We start from the raw sequence: 13221 nt of genomic DNA, 5'->3' as shown, positions 1-13221 counted from the left end.
ATGAAAACTTTCCCGGATTCATTTTTATGGGGCGGCGCCGTTGCCGCAAATCAGGTGGAAGGAGCCTGGCGTGAGGCGGGTAAAGGCCTTTCGACCTCCGACCTTCAGCCGCAGGGGATTTTTGGTCCGGTTTGCGAGCGGGGCCCGGGCAGTCACAGCCTCAAGGATGTGGCGATTGATTTTTACCACCGCTATCCGGAAGATATCCGCCTGTTTGCCGAGATGGGCTTCAGCTGCCTGCGGGTCTCAATTGCGTGGACACGCATCTTTCCGCAGGGTGATGAGCAGCAGCCTGAAGAGGCGGGTCTGGCTTATTATGACCGGCTGTTTGACGAGCTGGCCGCGCACAACATCACGCCACTTGTGACACTGTCACACTATGAGATGCCCTGGGAACTGGTGACGCAGTATGGGGGCTGGGGCAATCGGCGGGTAATTGATTTCTTCAGTCACTACGCCCGCACGGTATTTACCCGTTACCGGCATAAAGTCAGACTCTGGCTGACCTTTAATGAGATTAACATGTCGCTGCATGCCCCTCTGACCGGGGTGGGTCTGCCGGAAACCGCCAGCAAAGGGGAGGTGTATCAGGCGATTCATCATCAGCTGGTCGCCAGCGCGCTGGCGGTAAAAGCCTGCCATGAGATTATCCCTGACGCCCAAATCGGCAACATGCTGCTGGGTGGGCTGGTCTATCCATTGAGCTGCAAACCCGAAGATGTTCTGGAAGCGCTGCAGGAGAACCGGATATGGCAATTCTTTGGCGACGTTCAGTGCCGTGGCGCTTATCCGGGCTACATGTTGCGCTTCTTCCGCGACAACCATATTGCCCTTGAGATCACCGACGCCGACCGTGAAGCGCTGAAATCGACCGTCGATTTCATCTCTTTCAGCTACTACATGACCGGCTGCGTCACCGCCGATGACGCGCTGAATCAGCAGCTGCGGGGCAATATCCTGAGTATGGTACCGAACCCCCATCTGCCCGCGTCTGAATGGGGCTGGCAGATTGATCCGATCGGCTTGCGCACGCTGCTCAATCTGCTGTGGGATCGCTATCAGAAGCCGCTGTTTATCGTTGAGAATGGGCTTGGCGCGAAAGATAAACCCGATGCCGCTGGCGTCGTGCAGGATGACTACCGCATCAGCTACCTCAACGATCATCTGGTGCAGGTCCGTGAGGCGATTGAAGATGGCGTGGAGGTTATGGGCTATACCAGCTGGGGCCCGATCGATCTGGTCAGCGCATCGAAAGCCGAACTCTCAAAACGCTACGGATTTATCTACGTCGATCGCGATGACAACGGTGAGGGTTCACTGGCGCGCAGCCGCAAGAAAAGCTTCTACTGGTATAAAGAGGTCATCGCCACCCGAGGAGGATCGCTGAAAGGATAATCGCCGCGGGAAAGCGGCATCGCGCTGCCTGCGATCTCTTTTTCCTCCGTGCAAAACCGGCTGAGTCAGGGTGTCTCGCCGGTATTAACCTGATAGCGGGTGCTCCTGCCGCCGCCTTCCAGCCGGTAAAGGCACCCTTTTTCGACCAGATCCGCCAGATGTCGGGTTGCAGTCGCTTTACTGACTTTTGCCACCTTCTGATACTGACTGGCGCTGATCCCCTGTTCAAATCCCTGTTCGCCGCCATCCAGCAGCCGGTTCAGCACTTTAACCTGCTCCTGACTCAGTCCCGTTCCCTGATAGCGCAGCCAGAATCGCGCCTTAATCTGCGTGCGGTCAATCACGCTCATCGCCTGTTGCAGACTCTCATCAAGGATATCCAGAAACCACACCAGCCAGCGGGTGATGTCGGTGTCGCCTTTTTGCGTCTGTTCCAGAATGCGGTAATAGTCCGCACGGTGCGCCAGAATGGCGGGAGACATGGCGTAGAGACGGATACTCTGACTGTCGGCCTGCGCCAGTGCCAGGTCGGTAAGTGCCCGCGTGATGCGGCCGTTGCCGTCATCAAAGGGATGCAGGGTCACAAACCAGAGGTGACAGATCGCGGCCCGCAGCAACGGGTCGAGCATGACGTCCTGCTGGCTCTGGTTAAACCACGCAATAAACTGCGCCAGCTGCGGCTCCAGTCCGTCACGCGGCGGGGCTTCAAAATGGACGGTGGGCCGGTCGATACGCCCTGAGACTACCTGCATCGGCTCGCTGCCACGCAACATCCCGACGCTCAGACGCTGCACCGTCCATTCATCTGCCGGAAACAGCCAGTGATGCCACTGATACAGTCGCTCCATCGTCAGCGGCTGGCTGCGGTTGTTGATCGCGTCCAGCATCATCGCCGCCAGGCCTTCTGAGCGGTCAGAGACCGGCCAGGGCTGCTCTTCCGTGACGCGCAGCCGACGCGCCAGCGACGAGCGGACCGACTGCACGTTAACCCGCTCCTCTTCAATGGCCGATGAGGAGAGGATATTACTGAGCAGGGTATCCAGCGTCTGGCTTTCGCTGTCGGGGTGCAGACTGGCGCGGCCCAGCAGCAGGCCGCGCTGCTGCTGCAGATGGCGCAGGCGCGGTAACAGCACGGCATCCTGCCAGTGAAAGTGGGGCCAGTCGGCCTGTTGCCAGATCCAGTGGGTGTTCATAGTCAGCTCAGGGTCAGGAAATGAGCTGAATCACGCACCTTATTCGGCTCACAGAATGAGGCGATAATACCAAACAATCGGCTCACAGAATACGCTGGCGAACCTGAAGACAGAAAAAAGGGCCCGCAGGCCCTGTCTGTTTAGCGGGAGAACTGAATAAAGGTGTCTGAGTAGTAATGTACAATCCAGGCAACATAAGCCAGCCAGATAATTAACCCACCTGTTAAACCGAATTTACCAATCATTGATTTCTCTCCACAGTGATAAGGGTCTGCAGCAATGTTTTACATAAACTGACAGTTGTGGAGAGCGGCTGTATTGTCGCAGATCAAAAAAATCCCGTTCATCATTCACGACATAATCCCTTAGCGATCAATTTCCCCGAAATAATCAGGCAGCGTTCTGGGTGCCGCAGGCTTAGCGCAGGGTAAAGTTCAAAAAAACGCCGCCGATAGATGATCTCAGGAGCACTATAACCACAAGGAGGTAAAGAGCAGGATCATTTCCAGGGGAAAAAATTATGTCCAGTTCGTTACTAAAAAAGAAAAAAATGAGTACCCGTGCGCAGATGCTGCTCATGGGCGGTTTAACCATCACGCTGGGCTTTACCGTCACCATCGGTGTCCTCAGCTGGCAGTCCGGTAAAGAGCAGAAAGCGCTGGCAGAGAAGTATCTGCAGCAGATTGCCCAGAGCCGGGGTCTGCAGGTGCAGCAGGAGCTGACACATGCACGCGATGTGGCCAGTCATCTTGGACAAAGTCTGATCGCTTTACCGCATGCAGGCATTACCGATCGCAAGGCAGCGGACAAAGTGATGGAATATGCGCTGCGCGCCAATCCGGAGTATCTGTCGATGTCAGTGATATTCGAACAGAATGCGTTCGATGGCCGCGATGCGGAGTTCGCTACCCAGCAGGGTCAGGCGCCACAGGGCCGCTATGCCTGGTTTGTTGACCGTGATGCCTCAGGCCATTACGCCATGCATCCTCTGCTTTCTTACCTCACGCCGGGACAGGGCGACTACTATCTCATCCCGCAAAAGTCTCAAAAAGATACGCTTACCGAACCCTATAGCTACGCCTATAACGGCGTGCCGACATTACTCACTTCGGTTGCTGCGGTGATTATGGATCAGGGCACGCTGAAGGCGGTCGTCACGTCAGATATTTCGCTGGCCTCGCTGCAAGCAAAAGTGAACCAGATTAAACCGTGGCAGGGCACCGGCTATGCGCTGCTGCTCTCCAATGGCGGCAATGTGGTCTCATCGCCGGTTAAAGAGGAGGCCGGAAAACCCTGGAAAGGCCAAACCGATAACTTTACCTCGAAGGTGGTGCAGCATTTTGATGGGATACTGGGTGAAGAGGCGCTGGTCACCTGGCAGCCGGTCGTGATCGGCAACAGCGATAAGCCCTGGTATCTGGGTGTGGTCGCGCCGGTCAGCCAGGTGATGGCCGCCGCCAACCGCCAGCTGATGTGGGCAGTGATCCTGATGGTGGTGAGCATTCTGCTGGTCGGTACGGTGCTGGGTATGCTGTTCAGCCGTAAAGTGCTGCGTCCGATTGGCGGCGAGCCGATTGAAGCGGCTCAGATCGCGCTGGCGGTAGCCGATGGCAAACTGGATAACGCGATTGCCGTGCAGAAGGGCGATCGCAGCAGCCTGTTCTTTGCCCTTGAGACCATGCAGACCCAGCTGCGACAGATTGTCGGACAGATTAAAGATGCCAGTGAATCGGTGCGTCAGGGAGCGGGGGAAATTGCCAGCGGCAACCTCAACCTGGCGTCGCGCACCGAGGAGCAGGCTGCTGCGCTGGAGCAGACCGCCGCCAGCATGGAGCAGATTAGCGCCACGATTCGTCTGAACGCCGACAACGCGCAGCAGGCGACCAGCCTGACCGAAAACGCGACGCACATCGCCAGCCGCGGTGCCACGCTGGTCGGTGAGGTCGTGCAGACCATGGCGCAGATCGATGACAGCTCGAAAAAAATTGGCGATATCACCACGATGATCAACAGCATCGCTTTCCAGACCAATATTCTGGCGCTGAATGCGGCAGTGGAAGCGGCGCGTGCTGGTGAACAGGGACGCGGCTTCGCCGTGGTCGCCAGTGAGGTGCGTAATCTGGCCCAGCGCAGTGCCAACGCTGTGAAAGAGATTGGCGCACTGATCGAAGAGTCAAGCGTGCGGGTCGAAAGCGGCGTCCGGCTGGTGAACGATGCCGGTAAGACCATGCAGGAGATGATGCAGGCGGTGAACTCGGTGCAGGGAATTATCGGTGAGATTGTCACCGCCTCTGACGAACAGGCGCGTGGCATCAGTCAGGTCACGATTGCCGTCAACGAGATGGATGGCACCACTCAGCAGAACGCCGCGCTGGTGCAGCAGATGTCCGCCGCCGCCAGTTCACTGGAGGATCAGGCGCAGCAGCTGGCGCAGACGGTGGAGCAGTTTCACCTGGCATAAAACGCACTGACAACGCCGTCGCTGCCAGGCAGGGCGACGGCGCAGATGCCTTCCGCAAAGTCGCAACACCCGCCATCCCTGGCGGGTTAGCCCTCTGTGTGGGCTGCCTGATGCAGATTCATTACGCCTCCGTCAGACGCTCACCGCTGACGGCATCAAACAGGTGCATCTTGTCCGGATTAACCGTTACCGGCAGCGTGCCACCCGGCACGGCATCACTGCGGCCGCTCAGCTGCATATGCAGCAAAAATCCCTGCCACGTGAGATGTAACAGCGTCGACTCCCCCGTAATCTCAACGATATTCACCGTCGCCGGTTGCCCCGTGACATCGGTGATCAGATCGTGAGGGCGCACGCCCAGCGTGACCGGCTGACCCGCCTGCTGCTGTGCGGCACGGTGCCAGCGGGAAGGGAGCCGCAGCCACTGCTCACCACAGCAGACGCCAGGCACGGCGTCCCGCACTTCAAAGCGGGCATCCAGCAGATTCATCGGCGGTGAGCCGATAAACCGCGCCACGAAGGTGTTAACCGGGCGATCATAAATCGCCAGCGGCGCACCCTGCTGCACGATAACGCCATCCTTCATCACCACGATCTGATCGGCCAGCGTCATCGCTTCGACCTGATCGTGGGTGACATAAACCATGGTGGTTTTAAAACGCTGATGAAGCGATTTGATTTCGGCGCGCAGCTCCATCCGCAACTGCGCATCCAGGTTCGAGAGCGGCTCATCGAACAAAAATACCTGCGGGTTGCGCACCATCGCCCGGCCCATCGCCACGCGCTGCCGCTGTCCGCCCGATAAAGCCCGCGGATAGCGCTGCAACAGCTGATCGATGCCGAGAATGCCCGCAATCCGGGCGATTTTGCTCTTCTGCTCCTCGCGCTTCACCTTTTTCACCTGCATATGAAACGCCAGGTTCTCAGCGACGGTCAGGTGCGGATAGAGCGCGTAGCTCTGAAACACCATCGCAATATCCCGGTCGGCGGGGTCGAGATCGTTGATGCGCTTTTTGTCGAGCAGGATGTCGCCGTCAGAGACGCTATCCAGACCGGCAAGCAGCCGCAGCAGGGTGGATTTACCGCAGCCGGAGGGACCGACCAGCACGGTAAAAGTGCCGTCAGGAATGGTTAAATCCAGCGGCTGCAGTACGCTCTGTTTACCGTAGCGCTTCGCCACCTGTACAAGTTCAACACTGGCCATGGTCAGCGCACCTCATTTGAAAGTTGGAGTTGTTGCCAGCTGGGATAGCGGCGCGGTGAGCTACTGATTGCCTGTGACGCCACGTCAATGCCCCAGCGCAGGGCGGTATGAGAGGAGTGCTGATAGAGCAGAGCCGTGAGGAAACCGGCATTGAAACTGTCCCCCGCACCGATGGTGTCGACCACCGTCACCGGTTGTGCGGCGGCAAATTGCACAGAGGCGGCAGACCAGAGGCGTGCGCCCTCCGCGCCGCACTTGATCACACATCCGCCGCGGCCGCTGAGCCGCGCTGACAGCTGTTTGCCGCTCTGCTCAAGCAGCTCTGCGCCCGCCAGACCCAGCGCCTCCACCTCATTCAGCAGCAGCCAGTCGCAGTCCGCTAGCCATGCCGCAATCTGTAAGCGAAGGGCATCGCTCCAGCCCGCTGGCGGCCAGCCGGTGTCCACCGCCACACAAAAACCACGCTGCTGTAAGGTGGCCAGCAGCGCGGGATAGTGTGCATAAAGTTCCAGGCAGAGAAAGGTGCCGCACAGCAGCACGATGTCACCCGGGACGGCCTGCGGCGGCAGCTGAGCCAGCACATCGTCGACGGTCAGCAGGGTGATGTGCCCGTAGTTGCTGAGAAAGGAGCGTTCGTTATCAGGGTGAGTGACGCCCACCGTCAGTGACGTCTCGCAGGCGTAGCGCGGCCACTGCTTCGCGCTGTGCGGAAAATGGCTGGCCAGCCAGTGACTCAGACCATCATTACCCTGGTTGGCGATAGCGCGATGCGGCACCTGCATCGCCTCCAGCGCCAGCGCGCAGTTTCCGGCCGAGCCGCCGGGACGAAGCTCACTGTGCTGCAGCATCACTTCGGTGCCGCGCTGCGGCCAGTCACTGAGCGTACTCATGATTAAATCGACGTTGATATTACCCACCACATAGAGGGTGGCGACAGTGGAATGGTTCATAGTTATCCCTTACTTCCCCCGCTGGTGAGACCACTGACCAGCGTTTTCTGCAGCCAGATGGCGATAAACAGAGGCGGTACCGATGCCAGAATGCCAATGGCGGCGATCAGCCCGTCATCTGTCGCCCGTCCGGCGGTAAAACCGGCTATGGCGACCGGCAGGGTCTGGGCCGACAGATTGCTGGTGAACAGCAGCGCGTAAAAAAACTCATCCCAGGCGAGCAGCCAGCCAAACAGGGCAGCGGCACCCAGCACCGGTTTTGCCAGCGGCAGCGTGATGCGCAGCAGAACCTGCCAGAAGCGCAGGCCATCCAGCCGGGCTGCCTGTTCAATATCACGGGGAAGGGCGTCGAACTGATTCTTCAGCATCCAGGTCAGAAACGGCAGGATCAGCGAGCAGTAGACCATCACCAGACCGGGACGGGTGTTGAGCAGGCCCAGCTGTTGCAGCAGGAAGTAGAGCGGCAGTACAAAGGCCACGGGCGGCACCATATAGATCGCCAGGGCGCCGGAAAGCCAGGCCTCGCGACCGCTGTAGCGTGAGAAGCTGAACGCCGCCGGGATCGCCAGCAGCAGGGAGATCGCCGTGGCGACCGACGCGACCAGCAGGCTGTTTCCCAGCGCATGCAGGAAAATCGCGCCCGGCTGGCCAGGTGCCAGCGAAATCAGCCCCTGATAGCGGCTGAAATCCCACTGGCGCGGCAGCCATTCTAACGGCACCCGTGAGAGATCGCTGGCGGAACTGACGCTCATCAGAAACAGCCAGCCCATCGGGGCGAGGATGCTGAGGGCGACCAGCAGCGCAGCCCCGTAACGCAGCCCCTGGCGCAGTTTAGTTTTCATAGGCGGAACTCCGGCGGCGCTGATGCCATAACATCAGCAGATAGAGCGTGATCAGCAGGGCGCACATCAGGGTCATCAGGATCGCGTAGGCAGCGCCGCTGCCCGCACGCAGGTAGCTGAACGACTCCTGATAGACGAAGAAGCTCAGGGTTTTGGTGCTGTCCACCGGCCCGCCGCGCGTCATCACATAGATAATGTCAAAAATTTTAAAGGCATCGATGGTGCGCAACACCAGCGCCACGCCCAGCGGCGCGACAATCGCCGGGAAGGTGATCGCCCGGAAACGACGCCAGGCGGAGGCTCCATCCAGTCGCGCCGCCTCAAACAGATCGTCGGGGATCGACTGCAGCGCAGCCAGCACCAGCAGGGTCACCAGCGGATAGTTTTTCCAGATGTCTGCAAACATCACCGCATTCAGCGCGGCATCCGGCGACCCCAGCCAGCTGCGATAGCCGTCAATAATGCCCAGCTGGGTGAGCAGGGCGTTGATGCTGCCGTAGTCGGGGTTGAAGTTCAGCCGCCACATCATGGCGTTGACAATCGTGGGCAGCGCCCACGGCAGGATCACCAGCACCCGTAGCACGTTGCGTCCGTGGAATCGCTGATTCAGCAGCAGCGCCACCAGCACGCCGATGATCCCTTCACAGATGACAGAAACCACGGTGAAATAGAGGGTACGCCAGATCGAAGCCCGGAAATCGGGATCGCTCAGCGCATAGAGGTAGTTTTCCAGCCCGACCCAGCCTGGCGTTTCCCCGCTGCCAATCAGCGCAGCATCGGTAAAGCTGAGCCAGATTGTGCGCACCAGGGGCCAGGCGGTCAGCAGCAGCATCACCAGCAGCATGGGTGCCAGCAGCACCCATGCCTGACGCTGTTCGCGTTGACGCAGACTCAGCATCATCACTCCTTAACGCAGCCGGGCGGCGCTTTTATCGACCGTCGCCATCGCATCCTGGGCCGACGTTTTGCCCAGTAACACCTGCTGCAACTGCTGCTGGAGCTGGTTCGACAGGCGCGAGTAGTCGGCCGTCTCAGGACGTGACAGCATCACGTTAAGCGATTTATCCGCCGCGGCGATCAGACTCTCCTGACCTTTTTTCACCGCCTCATCCTGATAGGACGATTTCCAGATCGGCAGGCTGAGTTTCGCATACTCATTCTGCACCGGCTGAGAGGTCATATAGCGGATGTACTGCCACGCTTCATCCGCATGGCTGCTGCCTTTGGTGATACCCAGCCCCATTGAGCCGTTGACCGCACCCACTTTGCCCGGTGCATCCCCCGGCGCAGGCATGATGCCCACCTCACCCGCCACTTTGCTCTGCTTTGGATCGTTGGCCATGTTGTACACGTAGGTCCAGTTCAGCGCGAACGCCGCATCGCCATTGGAGAACGATTTACGCACATCCTCTTCCAGATATTCACGCGACGCCGGATTGCTCAGCCCCTGATCGAGTGAGCTTTTCATCAGCGCCAGCGCCTTCAGAGAGGCCGGGCTGGAGAAGTTGAGCTTGCCGTTTTGATAAAACTGGCCGCCAAAGCCGGAGACCAGCGTGGTGTAATCACACACCAGCGCTTCCGCCTGAGACCAGCTCCAGACGAGCGGATAGTTGACGATCTTTTTCTCTTTAATGATTTTCGCGTCATCCAGCACCTGCTGCCAGGTTTCTGGCAGCGTCGTAATGCCCGCTTTCGCCAGCATCGCTTTGTTGTAATAGAGGTACTTGGTGTCGAGGATCCACGGCATGCCGAGCGTTTTGCCTTTGAAGACCACCGTGTTCATCGCACCCGGGAAAACCTTCTCTTTTTCGTCGGGGGTAATGCGTGATGAGACATCCTGCAGCAGATCGAACCGGCTGAATTCTGCCGGCCAGATGGCATCGAACAGCACCACGTCATAGCCATTGCCGCCCGCACCACGCGCCGCCACGATCTTGTCATGCAGGGCTTCATAGGGAACAAACTCCAGATTGACGCTGACATCCGGATGCGCTTTCTGAAAGTTCTGCGTCATGGCGCGGATATCATTTTCGCTGTAGGCGGCCTGCGTCATAAACAGGGCATTAATCTGCGTGGCCGCCGTTGCGCTGCCTGCGCTTAACATCAGTAAGGCGGCAAAGCCGGCTTTGAGTCGGGGGGTATAACGCTGTGACATGGTCTTCTCCACTATGCAGCAACAGGCTGTCGGTTAATTAAATCAATTTGATTGATTTAATCAGGGACGTAATGGTCAGCGGGCAGGCTGACCTGTCAGGAATTAAGCAAAGGACGTGCCAGTAAAGGGCGGTAACATTAACAACGTCGTAACAACGCTGGCGCCCAGCCTGCGCTTTTATCGCCGCCTTGCCTATCCTGAACCGCGGAAATTGCGTACACGATCAAAGATATTGTTTGCCTCCATTCCTCCGCATACCAATACTGTGAGGTCGCGCTGTAAGGGAAAACAACATGAGAACCTCAGGCACCAACCTTGAACATGCGCGGGCGCATAACCGCCGTGTGGTGATTGAAGCGATTCGTCTGCATGGTGAGCTGACCCGTGCCGAACTGGCACGGCTGACGGCGCTGACGCCGCAGACCGTCTCCAACATCGTGGCAGAGCTGGAGCAGGCTGAACTGCTGACCAGCCGCCAACCTCGCCGCAGCGGGCGTGGTCAGCCCTCCATTCCGGTCACGCTGAATCCGACCAGTGCCTGGTCGATCGGGATTCACCTCGATCACCAGACCCTGCTGCTGGTTCTGGTCGATCTCAGCGGCGAAGTCCACTTCCGCCGCCTCCTGCTGGTGCAGAAGCCCCAGCCTGCTGCCACCCTGGCGTGCATTGCTGACGTGCTGACGGAGATGCGGGCCTTTCTCGGCGCGCAGTGGCAGAAAGTGTTAGGCATAGGCGTGGTGATGCCGGGACCGTTTGGCGTAGAGGGCATCTCATCAGTGGGGCCGACCACCCTGAACGGCTGGGAGCAGGTCGATATCGAAGCTGAACTTGGCGCGATCAGTGGCCTGCCGGTGACGCTGGAGAATGACGCCACCGTGGCCGCCATTGGTGAACGGTTTCATGGCATCGCCCGTCAGCTTAACTCCTTTATCTATCTCTATATCGGCACCGGCCTGGGCGCAGGGATCTTCACCGATGGCCACATCTACACCGGCCATGCCCATAACGCGGGGGAGATCGGCCACATCGTGGTCGAGCCGGACGGGCGCGACTGCTACTGCGGCAATCAGGGCTGTCTTGAGCGTTATGTCTCGTTACAGGCTGCCTATGAGTTCTGCGGCCTCGATCCGATGCGGGCGCTGCCTGACGACCTGCTGCAGATTGATCCTGCGCGTTTCAGTGCCTGGATTGAAAGCATAAAGACGCCACTGCGCCAGGCAATCAATATTCTGGAGTCGGTGTTTGATGCAGAAGCGGTGATTATCGGCGGGATGATGCCCGCGCCGTTGCTGGAGCAGATGGTCGCGCAGTTACCGCCGCTCTATCAGTCGGTTCGCGGACGCTATCTGAATGCAATGCGACTGAAGACCGGCATGACCGGCAGCGATACCGCCGCGCTGGGTGCCGCCGCGCTGCCCATATTCGATGAGTTTAACCCGCAGTTTCAGGTGCTGATGAAGTAGAGAGGAAATGGCGCTGTTGCAGACAACAGCGCCACCGGGATCAGCCCGGATAGATCCCGCGATCTTTACGCGCCATCAGAATACGCTCACACGCCACGATGTAGGCCGCGGTGCGCAGCGAGCACGCTTTCTCTTTCGACTTGTCCCAGACATGAACCATCGCTTCTGTCATGATCTTGTCTGAGCGACGATTAATCTCATCTTCACTCCAGAAGAAGCTGGCCATGTCCTGCACCCATTCGAAATAGCTGACGGTTACGCCGCCCGCATTGCAGACCACATCCGGCACCACGATAATGCCGCGTGAAGCGAGCATGTCGTCGGCGTCAGGGTAGGTGGGGCCGTTCGCGCCTTCCAGCACGATTTTGCAGCTCAGCACCTCTGCACGCTCACGGGTAATCTGACCCTCCAGCGCCGCCGGGATCAGAATGTCCATCTCCGTCGTCCAGAACGCCTCTTTATCAATGCTCTGCGCGCCCGGGAAACCGGCTATCTGCTTGTGCGCAATCTGCCATTCCGTCAGGGCTGCCATGTCGATACCGTCGGCATTGAACAGGGTGGCCGTGTGATCCTGAATCACCACCACGCGTGCGCCCGCCTCGTCAAACAGACGGGCCGCTTCACTGCCGACATTACCAAACCCCTGAACCGCCACGCGGGCACCTTCAATTTCAATGTCTGCGCGACGCGCCACTTCGCGTCCGGTGATAAACACCCCGCGGCCGGTGGCTTTCTCACGGCCCAGCGAGCCGCCCAGATGAATGGGTTTACCGGTGACCACGCCGGTGACGGTGGTGCCGAGGTTCATGGAGTAGGTGTCCATCATCCACGCCATCACTTTACCGTTGGTGCCGACATCCGGAGCCGGGATATCTTTCTGCGGCCCGATGATGATGCCAATCTCACTGGTATACCGGCGTGTCAGACGCTCCAGCTCGCCCTCAGAAAGTTTAAAAGGATCGACGCGGATGCCCCCTTTAGCGCCACCGTAGGGCAGGTTGACGGCCGCACACTTGATGGTCATCCAGGCGGAAAGCGCCATGACTTCGTTAAGGTCGACATCCGGATGATAGCGAATGCCCCCTTTGCCGGGACCGCGTGAAAGGTTGTGCTGAACGCGATACCCTTCAAAATGGCGAATTGAGCCATCATCCATCTGCAGGGGAATGTCGACAATCAGTGCCCGCTTGGGATGACGTAAAGTATCTATCCAACGTGAAAGATCGCCCAGATAGGGCGCCACCCGGTCGATTTGCTGCAGGTAGGTTGACCAGGCAGATGTGCTGCTTTCAGACGCATAAGATAACTTATCCATAAAAAACCTTTCTTAATGAAGTTATTTATTGTGTGGAGCCGTGGATGACGCGCGTACTGTTTTGCGCCGTCATAATCTAACACTCCTGAAACAAATAAGATGTGGCAGGCGCCCGGTCCCGACCGGGTTATGCCCCATTCCGGGGCAGAGAAAGTGAATAGTTTGCTGATTACACCCCGAGCAAGGCGAATAATGATGCGCGTGAAGTGCGTATTTTGTGCATAGCGTGAGAAAACTCGCTAT

10 protein-coding genes are annotated in these 13221 nt (G+C 58.5%); 3 read left to right on the top strand and 7 right to left on the bottom strand.

What is annotated here, in order from left to right; translation table 11 throughout:
• Entirely contained in the window at window positions 1–1395 is a 1395-nt protein-coding gene (locus CKF42_RS17245) for a glycoside hydrolase family 1 protein (protein WP_111208736.1), read from the top strand.
• Between the two features lie 65 nt (window positions 1396–1460).
• On the opposite strand, the gene CKF42_RS17240 is transcribed toward CKF42_RS17245, so the two are convergent.
• Window positions 1461–2588 carry a Fic family protein gene (locus CKF42_RS17240; protein WP_111208735.1) on the bottom strand — a complete coding sequence of 376 codons (1128 nt, stop codon included), beginning with the start codon at window positions 2586–2588 and terminating at the stop codon, window positions 1461–1463.
• Between the two features lie 520 nt (window positions 2589–3108).
• On the opposite strand from CKF42_RS17240, the gene CKF42_RS17235 reads away from it, so the two are divergent.
• Window positions 3109–5049, top strand: a complete 1941-nt coding sequence (locus CKF42_RS17235; RefSeq protein WP_111208734.1) for a methyl-accepting chemotaxis protein — start codon at window positions 3109–3111, stop codon at window positions 5047–5049.
• 121 nt (window positions 5050–5170) lie between these two features.
• Here the strand turns inward: CKF42_RS17235 and CKF42_RS17230 are convergent, their stop codons facing one another.
• The 5 genes from CKF42_RS17230 to CKF42_RS17210 are packed head-to-tail and all read right to left on the bottom strand — an operon-like array spanning window position 5171 to window position 10200.
• Complete coding sequence (locus CKF42_RS17230; protein WP_111208733.1) at window positions 5171–6253, bottom strand: ABC transporter ATP-binding protein; 1083 nt, start codon at window positions 6251–6253, stop codon at window positions 5171–5173.
• Window positions 6254–6255: 2 nt separating this feature from the next.
• Window positions 6256–7203, bottom strand: coding sequence for a carbohydrate kinase family protein (locus CKF42_RS17225; protein ID WP_111208732.1), 948 nt, complete (start codon window positions 7201–7203; stop codon window positions 6256–6258).
• A 2-nt stretch (window positions 7204–7205) separates the two neighbouring features.
• Window positions 7206–8045, bottom strand: coding sequence for a carbohydrate ABC transporter permease (locus CKF42_RS17220; protein WP_111208731.1), 840 nt, complete (start codon window positions 8043–8045; stop codon window positions 7206–7208).
• Window positions 8035–8943 (bottom strand): carbohydrate ABC transporter permease, encoded by a 909-nt coding sequence (locus CKF42_RS17215; RefSeq protein WP_009092961.1) that lies wholly within the window; start codon window positions 8941–8943, stop codon window positions 8035–8037. Before CKF42_RS17215 ends, CKF42_RS17220 begins: the two co-directional genes overlap by 11 nt.
• A gap of 9 nt (window positions 8944–8952) precedes the next feature.
• Window positions 8953–10200, bottom strand: a complete 1248-nt coding sequence (locus CKF42_RS17210) for an extracellular solute-binding protein (RefSeq protein ID WP_111208730.1) — start codon at window positions 10198–10200, stop codon at window positions 8953–8955.
• Between the two features lie 293 nt (window positions 10201–10493).
• Between CKF42_RS17210 and CKF42_RS17205 the strand changes: the two genes are divergently transcribed.
• The gene (locus CKF42_RS17205) at window positions 10494–11663 is read left to right on the top strand and encodes an ROK family transcriptional regulator (RefSeq protein ID WP_111208729.1); all 1170 of its coding nucleotides are present in this window, start codon (window positions 10494–10496) and stop codon (window positions 11661–11663) included.
• A 40-nt stretch (window positions 11664–11703) separates the two neighbouring features.
• On the opposite strand, the gene CKF42_RS17200 is transcribed toward CKF42_RS17205, so the two are convergent.
• The gene (locus CKF42_RS17200) at window positions 11704–12978 is read right to left on the bottom strand and encodes a Glu/Leu/Phe/Val dehydrogenase (RefSeq protein ID WP_111208728.1); all 1275 of its coding nucleotides are present in this window, start codon (window positions 12976–12978) and stop codon (window positions 11704–11706) included.
• Between the last annotated feature and the right edge of the window lie 243 nt (window positions 12979–13221).

The sequence above is a fragment of the Pantoea sp. ARC270 genome (assembly GCF_003236725.1).
Lineage (GTDB): Bacteria > Pseudomonadota > Gammaproteobacteria > Enterobacterales > Enterobacteriaceae > Pantoea > Pantoea anthophila.
Note: the sequence above shows the minus strand (reverse complement) of the source record. Positions and strands in the feature narration are given on the sequence as shown.